The following is a 26,243-nucleotide window of genomic DNA, read 5'->3' as shown; positions in this document are numbered from 1 at the left end:
CGGGCCGGTGGGACGATGAAGCGGTGAATCCCTTCCTCGAATTCGTCAGCCACAACTGGTGGCTGATCTTTCCGCTGAGCGGATTGGCTGGCGGGTGGGCGCGGTCCTGGTCCAGGTCCAGCGAAAGGCGGCACCGCCGTCGGGTGGAGCTCTATCAGCTCAAGAACCGCGCGGCGGAAGTGGAGCACGCCAGCCAGGCCGAGGTGGTGCGGCTGCAAGAAGCACACGACGCCGTGAACAGGCGATGGCTCGAATACGAACTCGACATCGCTAAGCTCATCGATTTTCCGGTCATGTCCGATGTCCGCGAACCGCTCACCGTGGAATTTCTTCGGGCCAAGAGGGAAGCTGACGGTCTGCGTCCGGCAACTCCGGGAGAAATCACGACGGCGGCCCGGCTGGCTGAGTATCGCGCGGCCGTCCGGAGCTTCGAGCTGGCGTTCGATGTGGCGGAACGGGAAGCCAAGCGCATCAAGGACAGCAACTTCACCGAGCCCGAGCGCCAGCGGCTGGCGACCGCCAGGAAGCTGCTGAGGATCGCTTCTGACAGTGCAGCGACGCCGGCGGAGCGACAGACCGCCTACAAGCGCGCCCGGCGCGAATTGGATGGGCTGATTGTCCTGCCCGAAGCGACCATCGCCGCCCTGGAAGAGAAGATCGCTGGAATACTCGACGCCCCAAAGGCTCCGGACTTCCATCAAAGCTGAGAGGAACCGATCTCAGTGTTTCAAGCGATGGATGATCACATACTTGTGGTGCTTCCGGTGTCGAGTCTTGGAACGACGTGGAGTCAGACCTAGAGGGGGTAACCCAAGGGCTTTCCGCCTGGCTGAGAGCCGAATATTTGCGTAAATCAGGAAGAAGATGAAGCCCAGCGATGGGATGAGCAGCACGAATATCCACGGTAAATTGCCCACGGCGCGCCTCCTATGCTCAGTCTCCGACCCGGCACAGCCGTCGTCAAGATTGCGCTATTAAGTGGTGGACGCCGCGTCGGCTGAGACAAAGGGCTATCCACGGGACCATGCTAGGCGTAGCTTTTTTCTCATCCCGGCACGTCTAACTTGGCCCGCAGCCGGTACCTACCAGGAGGTCATCATGGACAACCTATTCGGACGCGGCGGACTTGGAGTACCGGAGCCGCTCCGACGCTTCCTTCAAGGCGAATCCGACCCTTCGCTCCGCATCGAGCAGTACCAAGAGGGGGACACGCTCGTTGTCAGGGTGGATCTGCCGGGAATCGACCCCGAGACCGACGTCGACATCAGCATTGCCGACGACACCCTGCATATCGAGGCGCGGCGCGAGGAGGATGCCGAACACGTTGACAAGAAGGGCTACCGCACCGAGCTCCGTTACGGCGAACGGTCCCGAAGCATCCCGCTGCCCCGCGGAGTGAGCCAAGACGGCATCGTCGCGACGTATGAGGATGGCGTCCTGGAAATCCGCATCCAGCTCCCCGAACAGTCAGAGCCGCAGACCACGAAGATCCGCGTTGTCCGTACGGCTGGCCACGAAGCCAGTCAGTCTCCGGAGGAGCCGGGGAACTAGCCCAGCCGAGGACGCGGGCCTAAGGGCCTCCGTCCCGCCCGTTGAGTCTCCGCACTTTCTGAAGCAGGCGGGCCGGTCCTTTGCCTTGGGGCGCAGGCGCCTCCGGGGCCGTATCGGGCATCGCGAGGACAGCGATGACTGTGAGCGCGGCGCTCACAAGCACGGCGAGAAACACTGCAGCAGACGCCAAGACAACCGCCTGCGAATTCTTCCCGCCACCGGGGCTGCCGGCGTAGATCGCATTAGCCACGGCGCCGAAAACCGCGACGCCAAGAGAACTGCCGATGGATCGCGCAAAAAGGTTGGTGCCCGTCACCACTCCGCGCTCGTGCCATTCGACGCTGGACTGGGCGGCGATCAGGCTCGGGGTTGCCAGAAGCCCAAGTCCGAGTCCCGCGACAAAGCAGCTGCCCGCGACGAGCACCAGGTTCGGTGTGTAGGCCGTCACGGCGAGGGCCGCCGAACCGATGAGGGTGACGGTGATCCCGATCAACGCTGTTGCCCGGAAGCCGATCCGTAGATAGAAACGGCCCGACTGAGAAGCACTGATGGGCCAGCCGATGGTCAAGGCTGCCAATGACAGGCCCGCAGCCAATGGCGACACCGAAAGCGCACCTTGAAGGAAGGTCGGAACGTAAGAAGTGAGGCCAAGCACGATTGCTCCGGCCCCGAAGGAGATCAGGGCGGTCGTGGCGAGAAGGCGCCTCGAAACCACCCACGGCGGAAGGACGGGCTCAGCTGCTCGTCGCTCGACCAGGACGAAGGCAACGAGTAACACTGCACCAAGGGCGAACACCGCGATGCTGATCGGAGAATCCCAGGCCCATTCCTGTCCACCCTCCAAAGCCCCGAGGATGGTCAAGGTCAACGTGACCGTGAGAAGGACGGCTCCCAGATAGTCGACGTGGTGCTTTACCCGTTCGATGTTCTCCTGGAATTTTTGAACCAGCATCCACGCCGCCACGAGGCACAGCGGAATGTTGACCAGGAAGATTCCGCGCCACACTCCAAGCGAAGCGAACACGCCGCCCAGTGTTGGGCCGACAACCGACGAGGTGGCCCACACGCTGGCCAGGTAGCCTTGCACCTTTGCACGCTCGGCGAGGGTGTAGATATCGCCGGCGATGGTAATGGCCACCGGGAGGACCGCGCCGGCACCCAAGCCCTGAACCACGCGGAAGGCAATGAGCGCAGGCATGCTCCACGCCAAGCCGCAGAGGATCGATCCGATCAGGAAGAGTCCAATCCCGGTGAGAATGATCGGCTTGCGACCTGCCATGTCGGAAAGTTTCGCGTACACCGGAACGGAAACGGCCTGTGCGAGCAGGTAGGCGGAGAAAAGCCACGGGAACGAGGCAAACCCGCCGATTTCATGCACAATCGAAGGCACCGCAGTCGCCACAATGGTGGCATCGATCGCGACAAGGCCGCTCGAGAGCATCAGGGCTATGAGTATCGGGCCCCGCTTGGATCGGAAGCCTACGCCGTCGCTTTCAGTTGCCATCTCCGGGCCTGTCTTTCCCCTATGCCGCGGCGTATCCTAATTACGTTCCCGGCACCGGCCTCGGCCGGCATTCTTGTCTGCACCCACCATTTTTCCCTGCACCCACTTAGTTAGGCGCCATCCATGGAGATGAACATCAGGGACCACTGGGACATGCTCAGCCCCGAAACGCGGCATTGGCTAATCGACAACCCTGGATGCGTGGTCTTGCCGCGGACCCTCACGGAGATACTCCATAAGGAAACCGGCATCACCCCGGATGCCGACCAGCACAGCCAGGTCAGCCTCTCCCCCGAGGATCTGAGGTTCCTCCGGGCCAAGTCTGAAGAAAACACGGTCCGGCCGACGTAATCGATGCCAGGGCACTCGACTGCGTCAGTCGTCGTCGTCATCCGCTGGCACCGGTGGTTTGGCCGCCTCGCGTAGCGGTCCCACTGCGCCGTCCGCGCCGTAGTCCCCCTCCGCGTACTGGCCGATTTCCGACTCTGCTGTGCGCCCCGGAACTGTTCCTGCGTCACCGAGGTCGGCTTTTGCGTAGCGCCCGGATTCCTTGGCTTTCCCACCCAAGGGTTCGGGCAAGCCGCCTTGGCTGCCCGCCGCTCCGTAGTCTCCTTCGCTGTATTGGCCTTCTTCGTCTTCGGAGTGCCGCCCGGGTTCCGTTCCCGTCTTGCCGTACTCCCCCTCGACGTAACGGCCCCTGAGTTCCGGTTCCTCGCGAGCTCCGCTTGTCTCATCTTCAGTGGGTTCTTCGACGCCGCTGCTGTCGGACATGATCTTGCCTTTCCCGCAACCAACCTTGCGTCTCTTCGGCGCCCCTTAAGTTTATCGAGGGGCTTTGCGGCACAACAGGGCGCTGGACCTAGGGACTCTGAAGTGCCAGTTTTGGTTCGTAGCTTTCGAGCCCGACGCTTGCCCTCACGAGTGCCCGCAGTTCCGCCAATCTTCCGTTGATGGCTCCTGCCGCCCGGGCCTGGATCAGGACGTTTCCGAGGGCCGTGGCTTCCACGGGGCCGGCGACAACCGTCTTGCCGGTGGCATCGGCGGTGAGCTGGCACAACAGCCTGTTTTGCGAGCCGCCGCCCACGATGTGGACCACTGACGTCCGCTTTCCGGACAGTTCTTCGGCGCGCGCCAGAGTCCTGGCGTAGGCGGCGGCGAGGCTGTCCAGGATGCAGCGCACGACGGCGGCCGGCCGGTCCGGGAGGACGGCACCGCCAGCGCGGACCGCGGATCTGATCCGTTCGGGCATGTTGTCCGGGGCGATGAACGCAGGATCGTCGGCGTTGATCTGCGGGCCGCCGGCGGGAAGTGCCGCCGCGGACTCCAGGAGCGCCGTGAGTTCCTGCCGGTGCCCTTCGGCCGCCCACGTGCGTTGGCATTCGCTGAGCAACCACAGGCCGCCCACGTTGCGCAGGTACCTGATGGTGCCGTCGACGCCGCGTTCGTTGGTGAAGTTGGCCAAGCGGCTTGACTCGTCCAGGACCGGGCTGTCCAGCTCAACGCCCACGAGGGACCAGGTGCCGGAGGAAATGTAGGCGAAGTCTTCCTGCCGGGCCGGAACGGCCGCAACGGCCGAGGCGGTGTCGTGCGATCCCACGGCAACCACCGCAGTCTCCGCGGGCAACCCTGTCCGGGCCGCGATCTCCGGCAGCAGCGTGCCTACGGTTTCGCCCGGCTGGATGATGGCCGGGAACAGGTTTTTGGGCAGGCCGAGTGCCCTGAAGAATTCGGTGGCCCACTCCCCCGTGACGGCGTCGAAAAGCCCGGTGGTGGAAGCATTCGTGGCCTCGGTACGGCGTTGCCCCGTCAGTTTGAACGCAATAAGGTCCGGAATCAACAGAGCCTGGACGCCGCGCAGTTCACGCTCCGTGGCGAGCTGGTAGATGGTATTGAACTGCAGGAACTGCAGACCCGTGGTGGCATAGAGCCGCGCCGGGTCCAGGACCTTGTGGACGTCCGCGACGGCGGTGCGGCCGCGCTCGTCGCGGTAGCTGAACGGCTGGGTCCGCAGGACACCGGAGGCATCCACGAGTCCGTAGTCGACGGCCCACGTGTCGATCCCGATACTGGCAATCCGATCCCCGCTTGCGGCGGCCGTTTCGGCGGCCGCCGCAAGTCCCGTGAGCACCTCACCGAACAGGGCGTCGAAGTCCCAGTGGAGTCCGCCGTCGAGCTCCACGACGCCATTGGGGAAACGGTGCACCGTTTCCAGCGAGACCGTTTTTCCGGACGCGCGCCCTCCGGTGACCCGGCCGAGCATGACGCGCCCCGAGGACGCTCCGATATCGACGGCGGCGAAAACGCCGGCGCCGGCCTCCTTCCCGCTCATCGGAGGAAGGCCGCGGCGACGCCCGCGTCCACCGGGATGTGCAGGCCCGTGGTGTGCGAGAGTTCGTTGCTGGTGAGCACGGCGGCCGCGTTGGCGACGTGCTCGGGGAGGACTTCGCGTTTGAGCAGGGTGCGTTGGGCGTAGTACTTGCCCAGTTCCTGCTCCTCGACGCCGTAGACGGCGGCGCGCTTGGCACCCCAGCCGCCGGCGAAGATCCCGGAGCCGCGGACCACGCCGTCGGGGTTGATGCCGTTGACGCGGATGCCGTGTTCGCCCAGTTCCGCGGCGAGGAGCCGGACTTGGTGGGCCTGGTCTGCCTTGGTGGCGGAGTAGGCGATGTTGTTCGGGCCGGCGAACACTGAGTTCTTGGAGGAAATGTAGACGATGTCCCCGCCGAGGCCCTGGTCGATCATGACCTTCGCCGCGGCCTTGGAGACCAGGAACGAGCCCTTGGCCATGACGTTGTGCTGCAGGTCCCAGTCCTTCTCCGTGGTTTCCAGCAGGGGTTTGGAGATCGACAGGCCGGCGTTGTTCACCACCAGGTCCAGCCCGCCGAACGCCAGGACGGCCTCCTGGACGGCCGCGGCCACCTGGGCCTCGTCGGTGACGTCTGCCTGCACGCCGACGGCGACGTCCGCGCCGCCGAGTTCGGCCGCGACGGCCTGCGCGTTCTCCAGGTTGAGGTCCGCGATGACCACGCAGGCGCCCTCCGCGGCAAGGCGGGTCGCGATCGCCTTGCCGATGCCCGACGCCGCGCCGGTCACCAACGCGATGCGCGTGGCGTGGGACTTCGGCTTGGGCATCCGGGCGAGCTTGGCTTCCTCGAGGGCCCAGTATTCGATCCGGAACTTCTCGGCTTCCTCGATCGGGGCGTAGGAGGAGATGGCCTCGGCGCCGCGCATCACGTTGATCGCGTTGAGGTAGAACTCCCCGGCGACCCGTGCGGTCTGCTTGTCCTTGCCGTAGGAGAACATCCCGACGCCCGGGACCAGGACGATGGCCGGGTCCGCGCCGCGCAGGGCCGGGGAATCCGGGCCGGCGTGGCGGTCGTAGTAGGCCTGGTAGTCCTCGCGGTATGCGGCGTGGAGTTCCTTCAGGCGTGCGGTGCTTTCCTCGATGCCGGCGTCGGCGGGCAGGTCCAGGACGAGGGGCTTGACCTTGGTCCGCAGGAAGTGGTCCGGGCAGGAGGTGCCCAGCGCGCCCAGGCGCGGATGCCCGGCGCCTTCGAGGAATTCCAGGACACGCGGATCGTCGCTGAAGTGGCCCACCTGCGGTTTGTCGGCCGAGGCGAGGCCGCGGATCACCGGGGCCAACGCGGCCGCCTTGGCGCGTCGCTCGGCTTCCGGGAGCGCACCGTAGCCGGGGAGCGTGGCGCCGAAAGGCTCGGCTTTGCCGTTCTGGGCGATGTAGCGTTCGGCCTGCTCGATGATCCAGAGGGAGTTGGCTTCGGCTTCCTCGCTCGTGGCGCCCCAGGCGGTGATGCCGTGGCCGCCCAGGATGGTGCCGATGGCCTGCGGGTTGGCTTCCTTGATCGCGGCGATGTCCAGTCCCAGTTGGAAACCGGGGCGGCGCCAGGGCACCCACACGACCTTCTCGCCGAAGACCTTGGAGGTCAGGGCTTCGCCGTCCACCGCCGTCGCGATCGCGATGCCGGAGTCCGGGTGCAGGTGGTCCACGTGCGCAGCGTCCACGAGCCCGTGCATGGCGGTATCGATCGACGGCGCAGCGCCGCCCTTGCCGTGCAGGCAGTAATCGAAGGCGGCCACCATGTCGTCTTCGCGCTCGACGCCGGGGTAAACGGCCTTGAGTGCCTGCAGCCGGTCCAGCCGCAAAACCGCCAGGTTTTCCGCCTTCAGGGTTCCCAGGTCCCCGCCGGAACCCTTGACCCACAACAGCTCGACGTCCTCCCCGGTCACCGGGTCCTGTGCCGTGCCCTTGGCCGAGGTGTTTCCTCCGGCGAAGTTGGTGTTCCTTTTGTCCGCGCCCAAGCGGTTGGAACGGCCGATCAGTTCTTCAACAGTCTTGTTGGTTGTGTTCTGCATATTCATGCCTAAGCGCCCCATCCGGCTTGCTGGCCGCCCACGCGGTCCTCGTTGATCTTCTTCTGGTAGCCACTGGCCTTGAACGCGGTCATCGGGTCCGCGGGCAGGCCGCGCGATTCACGCCACTCGGCCAGGACCGGCCGGACATCCGTGTAGAAGGCATCGTTGAAAATGCCGTTCGCGGCAAGGACGTCGCCTTCACGCTGCGCCTCGGTGAGCGCGTCCGTGTCGATGAGCAGTGCCCGGGCCGTCATTTCCTGGACGTTGAGCACGGAGCGGATCTGGCCCGGGATCTTCTCTTCCAGGTTGTGGCACTGGTCCAGCATCAAGGCCACGCCCGAATCCTTTCCGAAGCCCCCGCCGCGGATGACCTCGTGCATGATGCGGAACAACTGGAAAGGATCCGCGGCCCCGACGATCAGGTCATCGTCCGCATAGAAGCGCGAGTTGAAGTCGAAGGAGCCCAGCTTACCCAGGCGCAACAACTGCATCACGATGAACTCGATGTTGGTTCCCGGGGCATGGTGGCCGGTATCCAGGCACACGAAGGCCTTCTCCCCCAGAGCCAGCGTCTGGGCATAGGAGGTACCCCAGTCCGGAACGTCCGTGTGGTAAAAAGCCGGCTCGAAGAACTTGTACTCCAGCACCAGGCGCTGGCTATCCCCAAGGCCCGCGTAGATCTCCTGGAGGGATTCCGCGAGGCGGTCCTGCCGGCCGCGCATGTCATCCTGGCCAGGGTAGTTGGTGCCGTCCGCCAGCCAGACCTTCAGGTCCCGGGAACCCGTGGCGTGCATGATCTCGATGCACTCCAGGTGATGATCGATCGCCCGGCGGCGCACCCCGGCATCGGAGGACGTCAGGGAGCCGTACTTGTACTCGTCGTCCTGGAACGTGTTGGAGTTGATGGTCCCCAGCCCGACGCCAAGGTCCGCCGCGTACCCGCGGAGGGCGGAGTAATCGTCCACCTTGTCCCACGGGATGTGCAGTGCCACAGTCGGTGCAAGACCCGTCAGCTCGTGGACTTTCGCGGCGTCAGCCAGCTTCTCCTCGATGGTCCGCGGGGTGCCGGGCGTGCCGAACACCTTGAATCGCGTGCCCGAGTTGCCGTAGGCCCAGGACGGGACCTCGATGGCCAATTCGCCGAGGCGGCCGAGGGCCGCTTCCGTCGTGTTCATGGTTTTTCCTTCTGTTGCCTGTGCGTCGTCTTCGAACAGCAGTGCGTTTCTTTTGAATCAATTCCGTCTTGAATCGTTTCATTCAAGTGCCTACTCACACGGTAGGGCCTGCTTCCATGGCGTGTCAACAGTCAATCCCGGAGATCGCCGATCGAACCACGTAATATTGATCAAGCGGTTTGATTCGATTCATCAATTGGGAGGTAGAGAGTGCCAAGCGGCCCGGGAGCAAAGCTGACTGACGTCGCCGCCCTTGCCAGAGTTTCGGTCGGAACAGTTTCGAATGTCCTCAACCGTCCGGACCAAGTCTCGTTCGACAAGAGGACCCGCGTTCTTGCCGCCATCGAAGAGCTGGGATTCGTGCGGAACGAATCGGCCCGCTCACTGCGGTCCGGCTCCACCAGGAGCCTCGGCATGTTGGTGCTGGACGTGCGAAACCCCTTCTTTACCGATGTCGCTTTGGGCGCTGAAAACGTCGCCGAAGACCACAAGCACTCCCTGATACTGGCCAACAGCGCCGAAGACGCCGGCCGCGAGGAGGCCTATCTGGACCTCTTCGAGCAGCAGCGGGTCCAAGGCGTCCTCATCACGCCGTTCGGACAAGTTCTTCAACGGCTGGAAAGAATGCGCGACCGGGGTATCCCTTCTGTACTCGTCGACAGGCTCGCAAGCACGGATCAGTTCTGCTCGGTTTCGGTGGACGACGTCGCCGGCGGCGCCACTGCCCTGGAGCATCTCGTCAGCGTCGGCTCGGTACGTCCTGCATTCGTCGGCGGCCCCTTCACCCTGCAGCAGGTCGAGGACCGATACCGGGGTGCCGCCGACGCGGCCGCACGTGCCGGAGTCCCGCTTCAACTATTCGAAACGCCCGATCTGAAATTCGAACGCGGACGCCGGATTGGAGATCTTATCGGGAATCTCCAACCTGACAAGCGCCCGGATGCCGTGTTTGCCGCCAACGATCAATTAGCCCTAGGGCTTTTGCAATCCTTCGCCGCGAACGGGCTCCGCGTGCCCGAGGACATCGCCATCGTCGGGTTCGACGACATCGATTTCGCTTCGCAGTCGAGCATCCCACTCAGCTCCATCAGTCAACCGAGGCAGCTGATCGGCGAGCGTGCCGCCCAACTCCTGTTCGACGAAATCGACGCCGAACCCGGCCACGTGCACAGCCAAGTGGTGTTCACGCCGGAGCTCGTGGCGCGGCAGAGCACCCTGCGCCGCTAAGCGGATCCCTTCGATCCGGCCGTCGGCACCAGATCGCCCTTTTCGGATGAAATGAGCGATATGTAGGTCTCCAGTTGGGACCGAAGCTGATCCGCCGAGTGATGTTCCGGCGTCAGCGTGGCCGTGATCTGGGCACCGAGCGCAAACGTCATGATCCCGCCGACGATGTCGTCGTCGTTGAGACCTTCTTTCAGTTCGCCGAGTTCCCTGGCTTCACGGAGCTTGTCGAACAGGGCGTCACGCCATTGCTCCATCGAGGAATCATGCAAGGCGGCCTTCGCCGGGTCCGTCAGTGCGCGCTGCCAGAAGGCGATCGCGATTCGCGCTTCGTTTAGCCGCTCGGCGTCGAGCGGCAATATTTCATGGCAGTAGCTGCGCAACGCCGACAGTCCCCGCAGGCCGGCGGTGGAGTCGCTCATGCGGCTATTCGTCTGGTTGAAGACGTGGCCGAAAGCAAACGTCAAGAGATCGTCTTTCGTGGGGAAGTACGGCTTGAGCGCGCCGTTGGCAAAGCCCGCTTCCGTTGCTATCTCGCGCATCGTGGCACCCTCGATCCCCCGGCTTGCGATGATCCGCCACGTGGCTTCGACCAGCTCCACCCGGCGCTTGTCGTGGTCTACGATCTTCGGCACTCTTTCCCCAAATCTTTTTTCTACAACCGTTGTGACTTAGATTACACGATGCTATTCTCTACACACATAGAAAATAAACCGCCACTCACAAAGGCCTTCCATGAGCACAACCTCCTCTCCAGAAATCGCCGACATGGCTGAGATTGCCGGACTGTCTCCGTATGCCTTGACCAGTGCCGAAGACATCACGGCCGTCAGGGGCATTTTGGCCGACGCCGGGCTCTTCGACGGATCCATCCGGATCGCCTACCTTGGCCTCCTTGACCCCCCTCGCGATTCAGGAGCGGGCGAAACGGAGACTCCGGACCGCAGGTTCAGGGCGTTCCTGCACAACGTCTTGAGCGGTGCGGCACAGGACGTCGTGGTCTCCGTGACACACCAGGAAGTCGTCTCGAAGGTAGATCTTGACACCTCGGTGACGGGCGAGCTTCCGGTCATCGAAGAAGAATTCGAGGTGGTCGAAGAGATCCTCGCCCAGGACGAGCGGTGGCTCAAGGCCTTGGCTGACCGGAACCTCGACGTCAGCAAAGTCAGGGTCGCTCCCCTTTCGGCCGGCGTCTTCGAGTACCCCGAGGAGAAAGGCCGCCGGATTCTGCGCGGCTTGGCATTCGTCCAGGAGTTCCCCGAGGACAGCGCCTGGGCCCACCCCGTGGATGGGCTGGTTGCCTACGTTGATGTCGTCAGCAAGACGGTGGACCAGGTCCTGGATTTCGGCGCCGTCCCGGTGCCGGCAGAACATGGCAACTTTACGGACCCGGAGCTGACCGGACCGATGCGCACCACGCAGAAGCCGATCCACATCACCCAGCCGGAAGGTCCGAGCTTCACCGTCCACAATGGAAACCATGTCGAGTGGGAGAAGTGGAGCCTGGACATCGGCTTCGATGTCCGGGAAGGCGTCGTTCTGCACAATGTAGCGTTCGACGACGTCGATCGCCGTCGCAGCATCCTCAAGCGGGCTTCCATCGCCGAAATGGTGGTGCCATACGGCGACCCCTCACCCGTGCGCTCCTGGCAGAACTACTTCGATACCGGCGAATACCTCGTGGGCCAATACGCTAACTCGCTCGAACTCGGCTGCGATTGCCTCGGCGAAATCACCTACCTCAGCCCGGTAGTCAGTGACGCGTTCGGCCGGCCACGGGAAATCCGAAACGGAATATGCATGCACGAAGAGGATTGGAGCATCCTCGCCAAGCACAGCGACCTCTGGAGCGGCGTGAACTACACCCGCCGGAACCGCAGGCTCGTCATCAGCTTCTTCACGACTATCGGCAACTACGACTACGGCTTCTACTGGTACCTCTACCTTGACGGCACCATCGAGTTCGAAGCCAAGGCCACCGGCGTCGTCTTCACGAGCGCCCACCCCGGAAAGGGCTACCCGTACGCCTCGGAGCTCGCACCGGGCCTTGGGGCGCCCTTCCACCAGCACCTCTTCAGCGCCCGGCTGGACTTCGCCATCGACGGCTTGAGCAACAGGGTCGAGGAAGAGGACGCCGTCCGGGTACCGATGGGAGAAGGCAACGAACGGGGCAACGCCTTCGCCCGCCGTCGGACGGTGCTCAAGCGCGAGTCGGAGGCCGTGCGCGAGTCTGACATGGCGGCGGGACGGGCCTGGATCATCTCCAATCCCGACTCACTCAACCGCCTGGGCGACCCCGTGGGATACAAGCTCCACGGACAAGGCCATCCCATGCTCCTCGCCGATCCCCAATCGTCCATCGCCCAACGCGCAGCCTTCGCCACGAAGGACCTATGGGTGACCCGCTATGACGAGAACGAGCGCTACCCCAGCGGCGACTTCGTCAACCAGCACTCCGGAGGAGCCGGACTGCCGGCCTACATCGCCCGCGATAGGGACATCGACGGACAAGACATCGTCGTATGGCACACCTTCGGGCTGACCCACTTCCCCCGCCCCGAGGACTGGCCGATCATGCCCGTCGACACGGTGGGATTCAAACTCCGCCCCGAAGGTTTCTTCGACCGGAGCCCCGTACTCGACGTTCCGCCGTCGAAACCCGCCTCAGGCGGCCACTGCCACATGGAGGCCCAGAAATGAGTTTAACAACCGGGAAAGAGACCACTGAGGTGGGACACCCGCATCATCATCGACGTCGTCTCGGCGTCCCTGCGGTGACCTTCATGATCATCGCCGCCTCGGCTCCGCTCACTGTCCTCGCCGGCGGCGTGACGACGACGTTTGCCGTCACCGGAGTCACTGGCGTGCCGCTGTCCTTCCTGCTGCTCGGCGGAACCCTCGCCGTGTTCGCCGTCGGCTACGCGGCCATGAGCCGGTACGTCGTCAACGCCGGCGCCTTCTATTCCTACGTGGCGCAGGGCATCTCCCGGCCGGTCGGCGTCGGGGTTTCCATGGTGGCCCTGATGGCCTATAACTTGATGCAAGTCGGCATCTACGGCCTCTTCGGCTTCACCGTCTCAAGCCTGATCAACGAACGCTTCGGCATCACCGTCCCGTGGTGGATTCCGGTGCTTGTCTGCATCGCCGTCGTTGCATTCCTCGGCGTGAACCGCGTGGACCTGTCAGCGAAGGTCCTCGGGGTGCTCGTCGGCCTGGAGTTCCTCGTGGTGATTGTCTACGACGTCGTCTCCTTTGCCGTGGCCCCCGAGGGAGTCAGCGGAGCGCCGCTCAGCACGCAGAGCCTTTTTGTGCCGGGCGTCGGGGCGGTCCTCTCCTTCGGCATCGCGGCGTTCATGGGATTCGAATCGGCCGCGATCTACGGCGAGGAAAGCAAGGACCCCAAGCACACCGTAGCCCGGGCTACGTATACCGCGGTGGCCATCATCGCCTTGTTCTACGCCGTTTCCTCGTGGGCCATGGCGGTCGGAACCGGACCGTCCGCAGTGGTGGACGCTTCCGCGAAACAAGGACCGGACCTGATGTTCGGTTTCCTCAGTGACCATGCCGGCGTACTTCTCGCTGACCTGGCCCGCCTGCTCTTCGTCACCAGCCTCTTCGCAGCTCTCGTCAGCTTCCACAATGCCGCAGCCCGCTATTTCTTCTCCCTGGGCCGGGAACAAGTCCTGCCGCGCAAGCTGGGCGCAGTACGGCGGCACAGCGGCGCCCCCTACGCCGGGTCGATCGCCCAGACGGTGATCGCCGTCGTGGTCACGGTGGCTTTCGCCATCGCGGGGACCGGATCATCGCTGGGCGACCTCTACCCTGTCCTGACCATGTTCACGTGGCTGACGAACGACGGCGCCATGGGACTTGTCCTCTTGATGACCGTTGTCTCGCTGGCGGTCATTGGGTTCTTCCGCAAGAACAGGCATGACGCTGGAATCTGGACCCGCCTGATCGCCCCTGCCCTGGGGTTCGTGCTCCTTGCGGCGATCTTCGTGCTGATCGTGGTCAACTTCAACGTACTGCTCGGCCAAAACGAGACCAATGCGCTGACGCTCGTCCTGCCTGCCACGATCATCGTGCCCGGGCTGGTGGGGATCGCCTGGGCGTTCCGCCTCCGCCGGAGCAACCCGGCCGTGTATCGGCGGATCGGTCACGGCGAGGAGGGGCCGGCGGCCGTCCATCTCGGCGACGAAGACGACGTGTAGCGCCGGGACTGACGACTTGTGAACAACATGCACACAACCCTTTCGATCGTCATGCTCGCTTGCTGTGCCCTCGGAATCTGGAGCCCGATGCGTGAAGGATTGGTCAGGAACCTTAGCCAGTGGGGGCCGATGGCACTCATGCTCATTGCGATGGCGGACACAACCGTCGGGCCAGGCATTGTGCCGGGCGTCGTGTGGGGCCTTCTCCTGCTCCTCACGTCCCCTCTTCCGCTGGTGCTCTTGCCCAAGGATCGCCGGGGCGGCATGGAAATACACCGCTCCTTGTCCATGGTGGCCATGTTCGCCATTTTCGTCACAACCCTTCCCACTGTCCCGTCAAGTTCTGTACACCAAGCACATGCGCATTCAGGACTCGGTGGAGCGAATCCGGCCCTGGCAGTTGCCCTCGCGGCAGCGGTCATCGCCTACTCAATCGCCCTGGCCGCCCGAACCCTTCGACGAAATGGCCGCGGACACCGTCGTCACGCGTCTGCATCGCTTGAGGCGATCTCTTCGGCGGGCGCCTTGGGCGCCATGATCCTGATGGCCGTCTGACCGCAAGTGCCTTGTCCATAGAAACCATTACCAACTCAGAGTGGAGTAAACCCTTGGAAAGCTACGACGCCCTCCTCGCTTCAATCACCCCGACCACCGGCGAAAGCCGGACCATTATCGACCCCGCCACGGGCACCGTTGTCGGCGAGGCCCCGGTTCACACGGTCGACGACCTCGAACGCGCGGTCGCCGCCGCCCAGGTAGCCCAACCAGCGTGGGCCGCTCTGGGCCACGACGTCCGCTCCGCCGCGCTCCTCAGGGCGGCAGACGCCGTCGAACGCTCCGCCGAGGAACTTGCCCGCCTGCTCTCCCGCGAGCAAGGCAAACCGCTCAACGGCCCCAACGCCCGCTTCGAAGTCGGCGCCTGCGCGGCCTGGCTCCGCGCCACCGCCGCCACCCCGCTCGAGGTGGAAACCGTCGTCGACGACGGCGAAACCCGCGCCGAACTCCACTACCGGCCCATCGGCCTCGTCGGCGCGATCGGCCCCTGGAACTGGCCCATGATGATCACCATTTGGCAGATCGCCCCCGCCCTCCGGATGGGCAACGCCGTCGTCGTCAAACCCTCCGAATACACACCCCTGTCCGTGCTGGCCCTGGCCGCCGTGATCAACGAAGAACTCCCCGAAGGCCTCCTCACGGTGGTCTCCGGCGGCCGGGACGTCGGCGCCCGGCTCGCCGAACACCCGGCCATCGGCAAGGTCATGTTCACCGGTTCCACCGCCACCGGCAAAGCCGTCATCCGCTCCAGCGCGGACACGGTAAAGCGCCTCACTCTCGAACTCGGCGGCAACGACGCCGGCATCGTCCTGCCCGATGCAGACCCCAAAGCCATCGCCGAAGGACTCTTCTGGGGTGCCTTCATCAACACCGGCCAGACCTGCGCCGCACTCAAGCGCCTCTACGTCCACGACTCCCTCTATGAAGCAGTGTGCACCGAGCTTGCTGCCGTTGCCGCCGCGATGCCCATGGGGGTTGGTTTGGACGAAGCGAACGTGCTGGGACCGCTGCAGAACCGGCAGCAGTTCGACATCGTCGCGAAGCTCGTGGATGCCGCCCGCGATTCCGGCGCCCGCATCCTGCTCGGCGGCAACCCCGACGACGGCCAGCCCGGCAACTTCTACCCCACCACCCTCGTAGCCGACATCGACAACAGCAACCCCCTCGTCGCCGAGGAACAGTTCGGCCCGGCCCTGCCCATCATCCGCTACGGCACCGTGGACGAGGCCGTCGCCATGGCGAACGCGCTCGACGTCGGACTCGGCGCCTCCGTCTGGTCCTCCGACCTGGACGCTGCCCGTGACGTTGCCGCCCGCCTTGAGGCCGGAACCGTATGGATCAACAAACATGGCAACGTCGACCCGCGGGTCCCCTTCGGCGGCGCCAAGCAATCCGGCTATGGCCTGGAATTCGGCGTCGAAGGCCTCAAAGCCCTCGGGGTCCCCCAGGTGATCAACGGCTGACCCAACTGACTAGCAGTTGTTGTCGTATTGAGGCCCCAGAACGACAACAACTGTCAGCTAGTTGGGGCGTGCCGCCGTCGCCTCTGAATCTCGACGTAGGCGGTGACAAGGAGCAGGACAACCACTGCGAGGGCCAACGCGACGGCGGCGGGAACCACAGCGCTCACCGGTATGAGCAACACGGCGATCACCACGGTCGGCACCGCCCACGGCAGCACCGCGCGCGGAGGCTGTCCGTAGCGAAGCGACACGATCGCATTGCAACCATAGAAGAGGGCCAGACCTCCCCCGAGAGAAATCCCGGAACCGAAGGGCAAGTGCTCATAGGGGGCTGGAATGGCCGTCGCAATGGCCCCGGCGATTGCAGTTACCCCCAAAACCAGAAGAAACGGCATGAACAACGTTGTCTGAAGGATCCCGGCGAAATCGGACCGGGCCTGCAGTCGCTCGAGCCCTGCCGTGACTGTCCCCGTGCCGTATTGGAAGAATGCCCAGCCGAGCAGGGCAACCACGATGAATCCGAGCGCACCGAGCAGGCCTGCGCCCGGGCCCCAATCGTCAGACACCTCGGTGACGATCGTGAAGATGGACTCGCCGAGCACAATGATGACGAACAAGCCAAGCCGCTCGGATGCGTGCTCGATGTTGATGCCAGCGATGCCGCGGTCAGGCCAAAGGCGGGCGCTAAGAGCCATCATGCCAATCTCGACAACGATCGCGGCGGCCCACAGAACGACGGCAATGTGGAGAGGCAAGGAGGCGGAGATGAGCCAGAGGACGGCCGTGCCGCCGTTGTAGATCCAGATCCGCCACGGAAATTCGGCCGAATTTTCACTGTGCTGGTACAGCCACAAGATCAGCAGAACCACGCGAATGGCGGCATTGGCCAGCGAAAAGGCCCAAGCGCGTTCGCCAAAGGCACCGGGCGCGGCGGCGGCCATGATGCTCGCCGCCGCCATCGCCGCGAGCATCGCGACGCCCAGAGCCCGGGACGACAAACCTGGCAGGAGGTTGACTACGGAGACAATGTTCACCCAAGCCCACCACGCCGGAAAGAAAAGCAGGACGAAGGTGCCGAACTCAGCCCATCCGGGGTCGCCGTGGATCCCGCGCGCAAGCTGCCCGACGAAAGCCACAAAGACGAGGTCGAAGAACAATTCCATCCAGTGGACGCGGCGAGGGTCACGGGCCACCTCGTGTTTCAACGCGCCAGGAACCGACGAGTTATCCATCATTGACCCATGCTATTGGCTGCCGGACTTGCCGTTGCTCCAGTTCGGCCCGCGAGATAGTAGCATTCGTAATGCAGGAATACGCTGTGCGCGAGCGTCATACCGACAGGGATAGGTTGCGGGGGCAAGCAAAGTCAATGGATTCGGAACCGGTACAGCCAGAGGTAACCCCTCGATTCAGCAACACCCGGAAGCAGAATACCGAGCTTGCCGTCCAGCAACTCCGGGACGGCGGGTTCACGAACATCCAGGTGGATGAATTCCTCGAGACGCTGCACCGCATGGAGGCAGACGAGTCGATACTTGCGCCGCTGACGAATGCCCTGCTCGCGATGAACGTCTCGGTCCAGTGGCTCATGTAGGAACCGCCAGCACTCCACGACCCCGATCCGGCTAATCGGACTCGGCCTCCTGCTCGATGCGTCGGCGCTGCTCCTCGAGCTCCTTCTCGCCTTCGTCTTCAGCTTGATAAAGCTTGGAGTTGGTGATCCGGAGTTCACGCATCACGGCGTCGAGCTTCACGTGGAGGGCGGCGCTGTCTCTATTCTGGGTGTTTTGGATGATGAAGACCATCAAGAACGTCACGATGGTAGTGCCGGTATTGATGACCAACTGCCAGGTATCCGAAAATCCCAGGAGTGGTCCCGTAAACGCCCAAACAATGAGGATGATTACTGCCGCGCTGAACACCCAGGCGTGGCCGAGAACTTTGGCCACCTTGGTGGTGAACCGGGTGAAAAAATCCGGACGGGAACCGCTGTCTTCGCTCATCCAGCCATCATCCACCCACTACCGGGTTGGCACCTACCCATCCTGCAGCTCGGTGCCGTTTCGGCCCAAACGCTTTCCAACGTTGTAATCTTCAGCTAAGGACGGTCGCTGACGTGCGCGGAAGAAGGAAAAGTGGCAATTACCATGCGGGATGTGGCCCAGGCGGCCGATGTGTCTATCAAAACCGTATCGAACGTCATCAATGACCATCCAAACATCAAAGCCGAGACCCGCGAGCGGGTTTTGCTGGCCATCGAGAAACTCGGCTATCAGCCGAATCTCTCGGCCCGGGGCTTGCGGTCCGGACGCACGGATGTCATCAGCCTCATCATCCCGGATCTGAAGAATGCCTATTTTGCCGAGCTCGCCGATGCCGTCATGACGGCCGCCTCAAAACGCGGGAAAGTGGTGATCATCGAGCAAAGCGGAGGCTCCCGGACGCGCGAGCTGGAGATCCTGCATGGCCCCCGGATGCGAATGGTCGATGGCGTCCTGTACAGCGTGCTCGGCCTGAGCCAGGAAGACGCAGGCCTCATCGAGATTCCGACTCCCATGGTCCTCCTGGGTGAGCGGATCTTTCACGGCCCCACGGACCACGTGACCATGCAAAACATCGAGGCTTCGCAGGCAGCTACCGACCACCTCCTCCAACGCGGACGAACGAAACTACTCGCTTTTGGTGCCCACCGAAATGAAGTCATCGGTTCAGCCGGGCTTCGCTTGGAAGGTTACCGCCGCGCCTTGCAGAAGGCGGGGCTGGATTACCGGGACGAACTGGCAATCGACGTCCAGTCGTGGCACCGTTCCGACGGCGCCCAGGCAATGCGGCACGTCCTGGAGTCCGGGCTGGAGTTCGACGGCGTCGTGGCCTTCAACGACTCGATCGCCCTAGGGGCGATGCGTGTCATGCAGGATGCTGGACTGAGAATCCCTGAGGATGTGGCGATCATCGGCTTTGACGACATCGACGAAACCCGGTATTCACTCCCGACGTTGTCAACCATAGATCCGGGCCGTCGGGAGATCGCCGAGACCGCCGTCGCGATGCTCCTGGAACGAATCGACGGCGCGGCCGAAGCAACGCCTGCCCGCGAGTTTGAAGCCGGGTTCAAGGTCATCAGCCGGGAATCCACGGCGATCTAGCCCGCCGAAGACGCCGTCCGATTTCTTCTTGACATGTAAGTCCAGTCACATCATCATGGATTTACAACGATTACTTACATCGATGTAAAAGCTCGGAAATGTCTCTTGTCCCCCATCCGCCGAGTCCGTCCAAGTCCCACCACCATCCATTGGCTGGAAGACGGCCTGCCCTCGCTGCTCCACCTCCGACGACGACGTCCATGCACGACCGAAGGGAAACTACGTGAACAAGAAAGCAATCGCCGCAGCAGTGTCAGCCGCTGCCCTTGCCGCCACATTGGCAGGGTGCAGTGGTGGCGCGGATGCCGCCAGTGCGGGCTCCAATACCACCAATTGCACGAACAAGATTGTCCATTCCGATGCTCCGAAGGTCTCCGTGTGGGCGTGGTACCCCAACATGGCCAAGGTCGTCGACAACTTCAACAACTCCCACACCGATGTCCAGGTCTGCTGGACCGTGGCCGGCCAGGGTGGCCCGGAGTACGCGAAGTTCCAAACAGCCATCCAGGCCGGCAAGGGAGCCCCTGACGTGATCATGCTCGAGGCTGACCAGCTGACGGGTTTTGAATTGCAGAACGCGCTTGTGGACCTGAGCAAGTATGGCGCCGCAGACGTCAAGAAGAACTTCAGCGCGGGTTCCTGGAAGGACGTCTCGCAGGGCGATTCGGTCTACGCCATTCCGGTCGACGGCGGGCCGATGGCCATGATCTACCGTAAGGACATCCTGGACAAGTACGGCATCAAGCCGCCGACGACGTGGGCCGAGTACGAAACGGCCGCGCAGAAGGTCAAGGACGCCGGCGGCCCTGCTTTCGGAGACCTTGGCAGCAATGTCCCCGCAGCCCTGACCGCCCTCATGGCCCAAAAGGGCGCCGTTCCCTTCACCTATGACCTGGCGGACCAGAAGAACATCTCCATCCACCTCGACAGCCAGCCGGCCAAGGACGTGCTGAACTACTGGGCGGGACTCGTGAAGAAGGGCCTGGTCGCCACCCAGGACCAGTTCACCACCGACTACATTTCAGGAATGATCGGCGGCAAGTACGCCACGTACATCTCCGCCGCATGGGCTCCCGGCTACCTCACCGGGTCCGGAGTGGGTAAGGGCAACGAGAAGGGAACATTCGCTGCGGCGCCCCTCCCCCAATGGGATGCAAGCAACCCGGTCTCCGTGAACTGGGGAGGATCCACCTTTGCCGTCACCTCACAGGCCGGTGACCAGAAGCTCGCCGCCGAAGTCGCCAAGGGCCTCTACGCCGACGACGCCTCGCTGACGGACGGCTGGAAGACCCAAACGATCTTCCCGCTCAACCAGAATGTGTTGAAGTCGGACGCGTTCACCAACAACGCCGTCGACTTCTTTGGCGGACAGACCGCGAACAAGGACATCTACATACCGGCCGAAAATGCCTACAAGGGATTCAGTTACAGCCCGTTCAGCGTCTACTACTACGCGCAACTGCAGGCAGAGACGGTCAAGATCAATGCCGGCAAAGTCAGCGGGGACGAAGCAGCCACCGAGCTGCAGGGCATCATGGTGAACTACGCGAAGAGCCAAGGGTTCACAGTCAACTGACAGCTCCTCCCGTTCCGCCGGCCCCGGGTGGGCGGAACGGGGCGGAATCGATCAAGAGAAAGTTGCAGGACAGCTCATGGCAGTTCACGGGTCAACGGTGACGTCGTTGCCACACACTTCCACCCCGGACAAAGTGAATTCCGCGCCCCCGCCCGAACGCAGGACCCGCTCCCGCAGCGACAAGATGAATGCGCGGCGGGCCAGGACCGGATGGCTCTTCATCGCACCGTTCGGAATAGTTTTCGTGGCGTTCCTTCTTGCTCCGCTTGCCTACGCCCTCTACCTCAGCCTGTTCACCAAGGGCCTGGCGACAGGGACGCGGTTCAGCGGTTTGGAGAACTATCTCCGCGCCTTCTCGGATCCACAGTTCCTCAAGGGTGTGTGGTTCGTGGTCCGCTTCTCCCTGGTCCTCATCCCGGTCCAGATGGCCGTCTCCCTGGCAGCCGCCCTCGTGCTCGACCACCTCACCACCCGGCTCGCAAGGTTCTCCCGGCTCATGATCTTCCTGCCGTACGCAGTGCCGGCCGTCATTGGTGCCCTGATGTGGGGCTTTCTTTACAGTCCGACATTCGGCCCCCTCGAGCAGTTTTTCTCCCTGTTCCACGCCTCCGCGCCCTTCCTGCTCAGCCAGGACAACGTCTTCTACGGCCTTCTCAATGTTGTGACGTGGCAATGGGCCGGCTATTACATGATCATCATCTACGCGGCATTACAGGGAATCGATCCGACCCTCTACGAGGCCGCCAAGATTGATGGGGCCTCCGAAAGGCAGGTTGCGTTCCGCATCAAGATCCCCCTGGTTTCTTCGGCACTTGTGCTCATTCTCATCTTCGCGCTGATCGGGACGCTGCAGTTCTTCTCCGAGCCGCAAATCCTCGGGCCGGTAGCCAACGGCAGCATCACCCCGGATTTCACCCCGAACATCTACGCGTTCAATTTGGCCTTTGGATACGCCCAGTTCAACTACGCCTCGGCCATATCCTTCTCCCTCGGCATCGTCGTCTTCATCGCGGTGTACATCTTCATGTTCGCCACCCGCAAGAAAGGGAGCAACCTCTCATGAGTGCGCTGACAACACATCTCCCGGCCGCAACCCGGCTGTCGCGGCCCCGGCGGCGCAACGTGGTGGCTCATGCCTTTCTGGGCGTCCTGGTCCTATATTTCCTGGCTCCCATTTGGTGGCTTTTCGTCGCCAGCACGAAAGACGCCCAAGGACTTTTCGCGGGCTCGTCCGGCGCTATGTGGTTCGACAAGAATTTCAACCTGATCGCGAACATTCAGGAGCTTTTCGCCTACAACGGCGGGGAGTACGTACAGTGGCTGGGCAATTCCCTTCTCTACGCTGTCAGCGGCGGTCTGGGAGCGACCGCAATCTCGGTCCTGGCCGGTTATGGGTTTGCCAAGTACAAGTTCCGGGGCCGGAACCTTACGTTCGCACTGTTGCTCGGTGCCGTGATGGTCCCCATGACGGCGCTGGTCATCCCGACATTCATCCTGATGTCCAACCTCAAGCTGACCGATACCGTGTGGGCGGTCATCCTGCCGTCGCTGCTTAGCCCCTTCGGCGTCTACCTGATGCGGGTTTACACCGCAGAAGCGGTTCCAGACGAGCTGCTCGACGCGGCCAGGGTGGACGGAGCCGGTGAACTCCGCACCTTCTTCCAAGTCTCGTTGCCCTTGCTTCGGCCGGCGCTGGTGACCGTCCTGCTGCTTTCCGTCGTTGGGACCTGGAACAACTACTTCCTGCCCTTGGCCATGTTGTCCACGGAGAGGCTCTATCCGCTCACCGTGGGCATAGGGCTCTGGGAGCAGCTGGCTTCGTCCAACAACGGGGGCGGCCACTCGCTCTGGAGCCTGATCGTCGTCGGTTCGTTCATTTCCATCATTCCCCTCGTGGTGGCATTCCTCACCCTGCAGAAGTACTGGCAGGGCGGCCTGTCACTCGGCAGCCTCAAATAGCCCCTTGAAGCACCTCTTCATTTCCCGCTCCTTCTCACCGAAAGCAGACCATGGTTTCCGCACGCCTTACGATCGACCCACAATTCGCAGTGGGCGCAGTCAATCCCCGCCTCTTCGGTTCGTTTGTTGAACACCTTGGACGCTGTGTCTACGACGGCATCTACGAACCCGGTCACCCCAGCGCCGACGCCGACGGTTTCCGCACTGACGTGATCGAGCTCGTCAAAGAACTCGGTGTTTCCACCATCCGCTATCCGGGCGGCAACTTCGTCTCCGGGTTCCGCTGGGAGGACAGCGTTGGGCCCAAGGAACAGCGCCCCCACCGACTCGACCTCGCGTGGCACTCCACCGAAACCAACGAGATCGGCATGCACGAGTTCAGCACCTGGCTTGAGAAGGTGGGCAGCGAACTCATGCTGGCCGTCAACCTCGGCACCCGCGGCACGCTGGAAGCTTTGGACTTGTTGGAGTACTCCAACATCCGCTCCGGGACGGAGTTGTCGGACCGCCGGGCCGCTCATGGCCGGGTGGAGCCCTTTGGCGTCAAAATGTGGTGCCTCGGCAATGAGATGGATGGCCCGTGGCAGTTGGGCCATCGCTCTGCCGACGACTACGGCAAAATCGCATCGCAGACCGCGAAGGCAATGCGCCAGCTTGATCCTTCCGTTGAACTTGTGGTCTGCGGCTCATCGAGCGCCCATATGCCCACCTTCGGAGAATGGGAGCGCGTGGTACTCACCCACGCCTACGAGGACGTTGATTACATCTCCTGCCACGCCTACTACGAAGAAAAGAACGGTGACCTGGACTCGTTCCTTGCTTCCGCCACCGACATGGACCACTTCATTGAATCCGTTGTGGCGACGGCGGACCACGTCAAAGCTGTCAACGGGAGCGCCAAAACCATCAACATTTCCTTCGACGAATGGAATGTGTGGTACCTCGAACGGTTCCATAACGTGGACAAAATCGAAGGGCTGGACAACTGGCCCAAGGCGCCGCGACTGCTTGAGGACACGTACTCAGTAGCCGACGCCGTCGTCTTCGGCAACCTCCTGATCTCACTACTTAAGCACGCCGACCGTGTCACGTCCGCCTCCCTGGCGCAGCTCGTCAACGTGATCGCTCCCATCATGACCGAACCCGGCGGTCCCGCGTGGAAACAGACCACGTTCTTCCCGTTCGCGTTGACCTCCAAACTGGCCAAGGGCGTCGCCCTGGACGTGAGGCTGGATGCGGACAAGTACAGCACTGACGCTTACGGTGCCGTCCCGCTCATCGACGCGGTCGCGACCTACGACGCGGACGCCGCTGCGACGTCGGTCTTCCTGGTCAACCGATCACGGACTGAAGAGGCAACGGTCACCATCGACCTCACGGCTCTTGACAGCGCGATCGTCCTGGATGCGCAGACGCTCTCGGACGCGGATGTATACGCCAAGAACACGCTCAACGATCCGAACCGCGTCGGGCTGCACCCGAATAAGAGTGCCGTAGTACGTGACGGCGTCGTCGAAATCACCCTGCCACCCGTCTCCTGGACGGCCCTGAACCTCGGCTGACTTTGTGAATTCGTGAGAAGGCAAGCGACATCCCGGTCCGAAGACCGGGATGTCGCTTCCACTTGCGGCACTATGGGCCGAACCCCTTTTGCCCGCCGCCGCCCGGTGGGACGATTTTGACATGAGCGAAAACGAAGACCAAAAGCTCGCGTCCCCGGCTCCCGGCCATTACCTTCCGAGGGAAAAGGGCGCCTTCGTGGAGGAATACGAACACCCGACCACCCACCAGATGCGCATCGTCGGCCAGCGGAGGACCGAAGCGGAAGCCAAGCTCGAACGCCAACAGCGCGAGGCGCGTGAGAAGTTCCATGAATAAAGAGATACGGAAAAACCCGGGTTAACGGCAACGCGCCGTTAGCCCGGGCTTCTTCTTGTTAAAAGCCCTCGCCGTTCACAGCCCGCCGGCGAGTTTGTAGTAGGCGGCGTTCCACGCGAGTTCCTTCTTGAACTGTTTGATGGTGGTGCCGTCGTCGATGGTGAGCAGTTCGGTCCGGGCGATTTCGGCGAAGTCCTCGAACACGTCCATGCCCACCTGGGTGGAGAGCACGGTGTGGTGCGCGGCGCCTGCGGTGAGCCACGCGGCGGCGGAGGTGGCGAAGTCGGGCTTCGGCTCCCACAGTGCACGCGCGACCGGGAGGTTGGGGAGCGGTTCCTCGAGGTCGACGACGTCGACGGCATTCGCGACGAGGCGGAACCGGTCGCGCATGTCCGAGAGCGCGACCACGACGCCGGGCCCCGCATCGGTGTCGAAGACCATGCGGACGGGATCTTCCTTGCCGCCGATGCCCAGCGGGTGGATCTCCACGCGCGGCTTGGCTGCGGTCAGGGAGGGGCAGACCTCGAGCATGTGCGCGCCGAGGATCTTCTCCTCCCCCGGCGTCAGGTGGTAGGTGTAGTCCTCCATGAGCGAGGCGCCACCGGGCAGTCCGGCGCCCATGACCTTCGCAGCCCGGACCAAGATCGCGGTCTTCCAGTCGCCCTCGGCACCGAAGCCGTAGCCGTCGGCCATGAGCCGCTGCACGGCCATGCCGGGAAGCTGGCGCAACGCGCCCAGGTCCTCGAACGACGTCGTGAATGCGGCGGAGCCGTTCGCCTCCAGGAAGGACCGCAGACCCAGTTCGATCCGGGCGCTGTAGCGCAGGGACTCGTGCCGGGCGCCGCCGGCACACAGTTCCGGTGCGACCTCGTAGAGGCGCTCGTATTCGGCTACGAGGGCGTCGACGTCGTACTCCGGCGCGCCGTGCACGGCGTCGGCGAGTTCGTTGACGGACCACGTGTTGACCGAGACGCCGAAGCGCAGCTCGGCTTCGGTCTTGTCCCCTTCTGTGACGGCAACGTTGCGCATGTTGTCCCCGAAGCGGGTCAGCTTGAGGGTGCGCACCGCGGCCCAGCCGGCGGAGGCGCGTTGCCACGCGCCCACCTGGCGCGTGACCTCGGGGTTGGAGACGTGCCCGACGACGGTCTTCCGCGGCACGCCGAGGCGGGACTGGATGTACCCGAATTCGCGGTCGCCGTGGGCTGCCTGGTTCAGGTTCATGAAGTCGAAGTCGATGTCCGCCCACGGCAGGGCCACGTTCGCCTGGGTGTGCAGGTGCAGGAGCGGCTTGCGGAGCAGGTCCAGTCCCTGGATCCACATCTTGGCCGGGCTGAACGTGTGCATCCACGCGGTAACGCCGATCACGGCGTCGTCCGAGTTCGCTTCCAGAGCGGTGCGGCGGATCGCGTCCGCGTCCGTCAGCACGGGCTTCCAGACGAGCTTGACCGGAACATCGGAGGACGCGTTCAGTGATGCGGCGATCTCCTGGGACTGCGCGGCGACCTGCTTGAGGACGTCCTCGCCGTAAAGGTGCTGGCTGCCGGTGAGGAACCACACTTCGTAGTGTTCGAGGGACGTGTTGTGGGCGATGGGCATGCGTTTCTCCTTGAAGGTTCGTGGGTGGCGCGCG

General features: G+C 63.4%; 24 protein-coding genes. 15 read left to right on the top strand and 9 right to left on the bottom strand.

Annotated elements, in window-relative coordinates; genetic code table 11:
• Window positions 1-23 precede the first annotated feature (23 nt).
• Together AC3WJM_RS07950 and AC3WJM_RS07945 are read left to right on the top strand one after the other, a co-directional pair.
• The gene (locus AC3WJM_RS07950; protein ID WP_492271561.1) at window positions 24-707 is read left to right on the top strand and encodes a hypothetical protein; all 684 of its coding nucleotides are present in this window, start codon (window positions 24-26) and stop codon (window positions 705-707) included.
• Window positions 708-1,098: 391 nt separating this feature from the next.
• Window positions 1,099-1,551 carry an Hsp20/alpha crystallin family protein gene (locus AC3WJM_RS07945; RefSeq protein WP_059389970.1) on the top strand — a complete coding sequence of 151 codons (453 nt, stop codon included), beginning with the start codon at window positions 1,099-1,101 and terminating at the stop codon, window positions 1,549-1,551.
• Window positions 1,552-1,570: 19 nt separating this feature from the next.
• On the opposite strand, the gene AC3WJM_RS07940 is transcribed toward AC3WJM_RS07945, so the two are convergent.
• Window positions 1,571-3,055, bottom strand: coding sequence for an MFS transporter (locus AC3WJM_RS07940; protein ID WP_492271560.1), 1,485 nt, complete (start codon window positions 3,053-3,055; stop codon window positions 1,571-1,573).
• 123 nt (window positions 3,056-3,178) lie between these two features.
• Between AC3WJM_RS07940 and AC3WJM_RS07935 the strand changes: the two genes are divergently transcribed.
• Entirely contained in the window at window positions 3,179-3,406 is a 228-nt protein-coding gene (locus AC3WJM_RS07935; RefSeq protein ID WP_253257550.1) for a hypothetical protein, read from the top strand.
• Between the two features lie 24 nt (window positions 3,407-3,430).
• Here the strand turns inward: AC3WJM_RS07935 and AC3WJM_RS07930 are convergent, their stop codons facing one another.
• The 4 genes from AC3WJM_RS07930 to rhaI form a co-directional block, all read right to left on the bottom strand.
• Window positions 3,431-3,826, bottom strand: coding sequence for a hypothetical protein (locus AC3WJM_RS07930; protein ID WP_284989066.1), 396 nt, complete (start codon window positions 3,824-3,826; stop codon window positions 3,431-3,433).
• Window positions 3,827-3,914: 88 nt separating this feature from the next.
• Window positions 3,915-5,384 carry a rhamnulokinase gene (locus tag AC3WJM_RS07925; RefSeq protein WP_492271559.1) on the bottom strand — a complete coding sequence of 490 codons (1,470 nt, stop codon included), beginning with the start codon at window positions 5,382-5,384 and terminating at the stop codon, window positions 3,915-3,917.
• Window positions 5,381-7,426, bottom strand: a complete 2,046-nt coding sequence (locus tag AC3WJM_RS07920; protein WP_492271558.1) for a bifunctional aldolase/short-chain dehydrogenase — start codon at window positions 7,424-7,426, stop codon at window positions 5,381-5,383. Before AC3WJM_RS07920 ends, AC3WJM_RS07925 begins: the two co-directional genes overlap by 4 nt.
• An 8-nt stretch (window positions 7,427-7,434) precedes the next feature.
• Window positions 7,435-8,601: an L-rhamnose isomerase gene (rhaI, locus tag AC3WJM_RS07915; RefSeq protein WP_492271557.1), complete on the bottom strand. Its 1,167-nt coding sequence runs from the start codon at window positions 8,599-8,601 to the stop codon at window positions 7,435-7,437.
• Between the two features lie 210 nt (window positions 8,602-8,811).
• Between rhaI and AC3WJM_RS07910 the strand changes: the two genes are divergently transcribed.
• Complete coding sequence (locus AC3WJM_RS07910; RefSeq protein WP_284989071.1) at window positions 8,812-9,828, top strand: LacI family DNA-binding transcriptional regulator; 1,017 nt, start codon at window positions 8,812-8,814, stop codon at window positions 9,826-9,828.
• Here the strand turns inward: AC3WJM_RS07910 and AC3WJM_RS07905 are convergent.
• Window positions 9,825-10,460 carry a TetR/AcrR family transcriptional regulator gene (locus tag AC3WJM_RS07905; protein ID WP_059389965.1) on the bottom strand — a complete coding sequence of 212 codons (636 nt, stop codon included), beginning with the start codon at window positions 10,458-10,460 and terminating at the stop codon, window positions 9,825-9,827. The two genes, AC3WJM_RS07910 and AC3WJM_RS07905, sit on opposite strands and share 4 nt — an antisense overlap.
• A gap of 133 nt (window positions 10,461-10,593) precedes the next feature.
• Here AC3WJM_RS07905 and AC3WJM_RS07900 point away from each other — a divergent pair, with 133 nt between their 5' ends.
• The 4 genes from AC3WJM_RS07900 to AC3WJM_RS07885 are packed head-to-tail and all read left to right on the top strand — an operon-like array spanning window position 10,594 to window position 16,054.
• Complete coding sequence (locus AC3WJM_RS07900) at window positions 10,594-12,525, top strand: primary-amine oxidase (RefSeq protein WP_492271587.1); 1,932 nt, start codon at window positions 10,594-10,596, stop codon at window positions 12,523-12,525.
• Window positions 12,522-14,036 (top strand): APC family permease, encoded by a 1,515-nt coding sequence (locus AC3WJM_RS07895; protein ID WP_441437458.1) that lies wholly within the window; start codon window positions 12,522-12,524, stop codon window positions 14,034-14,036. Before AC3WJM_RS07900 ends, AC3WJM_RS07895 begins: the two co-directional genes overlap by 4 nt.
• Window positions 14,037-14,063: 27 nt before the next feature.
• Entirely contained in the window at window positions 14,064-14,591 is a 528-nt protein-coding gene (locus AC3WJM_RS07890) for a hypothetical protein (RefSeq protein WP_492271556.1), read from the top strand.
• Window positions 14,592-14,644: 53 nt separating this feature from the next.
• Window positions 14,645-16,054 (top strand): aldehyde dehydrogenase family protein, encoded by a 1,410-nt coding sequence (locus tag AC3WJM_RS07885; RefSeq protein WP_492271555.1) that lies wholly within the window; start codon window positions 14,645-14,647, stop codon window positions 16,052-16,054.
• Window positions 16,055-16,107: 53 nt separating this feature from the next.
• Here AC3WJM_RS07885 and AC3WJM_RS07880 read toward each other — a convergent pair whose 3' ends face one another.
• Window positions 16,108-17,289, bottom strand: coding sequence for a low temperature requirement protein A (locus AC3WJM_RS07880; RefSeq protein WP_492271554.1), 1,182 nt, complete (start codon window positions 17,287-17,289; stop codon window positions 16,108-16,110).
• Between the two features lie 134 nt (window positions 17,290-17,423).
• On the opposite strand from AC3WJM_RS07880, the gene AC3WJM_RS07875 reads away from it, so the two are divergent.
• Window positions 17,424-17,648 carry a hypothetical protein gene (locus AC3WJM_RS07875; RefSeq protein ID WP_148667708.1) on the top strand — a complete coding sequence of 75 codons (225 nt, stop codon included), beginning with the start codon at window positions 17,424-17,426 and terminating at the stop codon, window positions 17,646-17,648.
• 31 nt (window positions 17,649-17,679) lie between these two features.
• Here the strand turns inward: AC3WJM_RS07875 and AC3WJM_RS07870 are convergent, their stop codons facing one another.
• A complete protein-coding gene (locus AC3WJM_RS07870; RefSeq protein ID WP_059389959.1) occupies window positions 17,680-18,057 on the bottom strand; it encodes a low affinity iron permease family protein in 378 nt (125 codons plus the stop codon).
• Between the two features lie 132 nt (window positions 18,058-18,189).
• On the opposite strand from AC3WJM_RS07870, the gene AC3WJM_RS07865 reads away from it, so the two are divergent.
• The 6 genes from AC3WJM_RS07865 to AC3WJM_RS07840 all read left to right on the top strand — a co-directional run bounded on the left by AC3WJM_RS07865 (window position 18,190) and on the right by AC3WJM_RS07840 (window position 24,613).
• Complete coding sequence (locus AC3WJM_RS07865) at window positions 18,190-19,200, top strand: LacI family DNA-binding transcriptional regulator (RefSeq protein ID WP_059389958.1); 1,011 nt, start codon at window positions 18,190-18,192, stop codon at window positions 19,198-19,200.
• Between the two features lie 223 nt (window positions 19,201-19,423).
• Window positions 19,424-20,776: an ABC transporter substrate-binding protein gene (locus tag AC3WJM_RS07860; RefSeq protein ID WP_492259864.1), complete on the top strand. Its 1,353-nt coding sequence runs from the start codon at window positions 19,424-19,426 to the stop codon at window positions 20,774-20,776.
• A 76-nt stretch (window positions 20,777-20,852) separates the two neighbouring features.
• Window positions 20,853-21,839 (top strand): carbohydrate ABC transporter permease, encoded by a 987-nt coding sequence (locus AC3WJM_RS07855; protein ID WP_084784670.1) that lies wholly within the window; start codon window positions 20,853-20,855, stop codon window positions 21,837-21,839.
• Window positions 21,836-22,735: a carbohydrate ABC transporter permease gene (locus AC3WJM_RS07850; protein ID WP_059389956.1), complete on the top strand. Its 900-nt coding sequence runs from the start codon at window positions 21,836-21,838 to the stop codon at window positions 22,733-22,735. Before AC3WJM_RS07855 ends, AC3WJM_RS07850 begins: the two co-directional genes overlap by 4 nt.
• A gap of 50 nt (window positions 22,736-22,785) precedes the next feature.
• Window positions 22,786-24,297 carry an arabinosylfuranosidase ArfA gene (arfA, locus tag AC3WJM_RS07845; RefSeq protein WP_059389955.1) on the top strand — a complete coding sequence of 504 codons (1,512 nt, stop codon included), beginning with the start codon at window positions 22,786-22,788 and terminating at the stop codon, window positions 24,295-24,297.
• A 121-nt stretch (window positions 24,298-24,418) separates the two neighbouring features.
• Window positions 24,419-24,613: a hypothetical protein gene (locus tag AC3WJM_RS07840; protein ID WP_148667707.1), complete on the top strand. Its 195-nt coding sequence runs from the start codon at window positions 24,419-24,421 to the stop codon at window positions 24,611-24,613.
• Between the two features lie 75 nt (window positions 24,614-24,688).
• On the opposite strand, the gene araA is transcribed toward AC3WJM_RS07840, so the two are convergent.
• Window positions 24,689-26,209, bottom strand: a complete 1,521-nt coding sequence (araA, locus tag AC3WJM_RS07835) for an L-arabinose isomerase (protein WP_492271553.1) — start codon at window positions 26,207-26,209, stop codon at window positions 24,689-24,691.
• Window positions 26,210-26,243: the final 34 nt, after the last annotated feature.

It is taken from the genome of Arthrobacter sp. FW306-1B-G06A (assembly GCF_058781765.1).
This window is presented reverse-complemented; position numbering and strand designations above follow the sequence as displayed.

Bases quoted from the DNA above. Each gene is read 5' to 3' on its own strand.
- AC3WJM_RS07945 (WP_059389970.1), top strand. From the start codon at position 1,099: ATGGACAACCTATTCGGACGCGGCGGACTTGGAGTACCGGAGCCGCTC.
- AC3WJM_RS07940 (WP_492271560.1), bottom strand. From the start codon at position 3,055: ATGGCAACTGAAAGCGACGGCGTAGGCTTCCGATCCAAGCGGGGCCCG.
- AC3WJM_RS07935 (WP_253257550.1), top strand. From the start codon at position 3,179: ATGGAGATGAACATCAGGGACCACTGGGACATGCTCAGCCCCGAAACG.
- AC3WJM_RS07930 (WP_284989066.1), bottom strand. From the start codon at position 3,826: ATGTCCGACAGCAGCGGCGTCGAAGAACCCACTGAAGATGAGACAAGC.
- AC3WJM_RS07925 (WP_492271559.1), bottom strand. From the start codon at position 5,384: ATGAGCGGGAAGGAGGCCGGCGCCGGCGTTTTCGCCGCCGTCGATATC.
- AC3WJM_RS07920 (WP_492271558.1), bottom strand. From the start codon at position 7,426: ATGCAGAACACAACCAACAAGACTGTTGAAGAACTGATCGGCCGTTCC.
- rhaI (WP_492271557.1), bottom strand. From the start codon at position 8,601: ATGAACACGACGGAAGCGGCCCTCGGCCGCCTCGGCGAATTGGCCATC.
- AC3WJM_RS07900 (WP_492271587.1), top strand. From the start codon at position 10,594: ATGGCTGAGATTGCCGGACTGTCTCCGTATGCCTTGACCAGTGCCGAA.
- AC3WJM_RS07895 (WP_441437458.1), top strand. From the start codon at position 12,522: ATGAGTTTAACAACCGGGAAAGAGACCACTGAGGTGGGACACCCGCAT.
- AC3WJM_RS07890 (WP_492271556.1), top strand. From the start codon at position 14,064: ATGCACACAACCCTTTCGATCGTCATGCTCGCTTGCTGTGCCCTCGGA.
- AC3WJM_RS07880 (WP_492271554.1), bottom strand. From the start codon at position 17,289: ATGATGGATAACTCGTCGGTTCCTGGCGCGTTGAAACACGAGGTGGCC.
- AC3WJM_RS07875 (WP_148667708.1), top strand. From the start codon at position 17,424: ATGGATTCGGAACCGGTACAGCCAGAGGTAACCCCTCGATTCAGCAAC.
- AC3WJM_RS07870 (WP_059389959.1), bottom strand. From the start codon at position 18,057: ATGAGCGAAGACAGCGGTTCCCGTCCGGATTTTTTCACCCGGTTCACC.
- AC3WJM_RS07855 (WP_084784670.1), top strand. From the start codon at position 20,853: ATGGCAGTTCACGGGTCAACGGTGACGTCGTTGCCACACACTTCCACC.
- AC3WJM_RS07850 (WP_059389956.1), top strand. From the start codon at position 21,836: ATGAGTGCGCTGACAACACATCTCCCGGCCGCAACCCGGCTGTCGCGG.
- arfA (WP_059389955.1), top strand. From the start codon at position 22,786: ATGGTTTCCGCACGCCTTACGATCGACCCACAATTCGCAGTGGGCGCA.
- AC3WJM_RS07840 (WP_148667707.1), top strand. From the start codon at position 24,419: ATGAGCGAAAACGAAGACCAAAAGCTCGCGTCCCCGGCTCCCGGCCAT.
- araA (WP_492271553.1), bottom strand. From the start codon at position 26,209: ATGCCCATCGCCCACAACACGTCCCTCGAACACTACGAAGTGTGGTTC.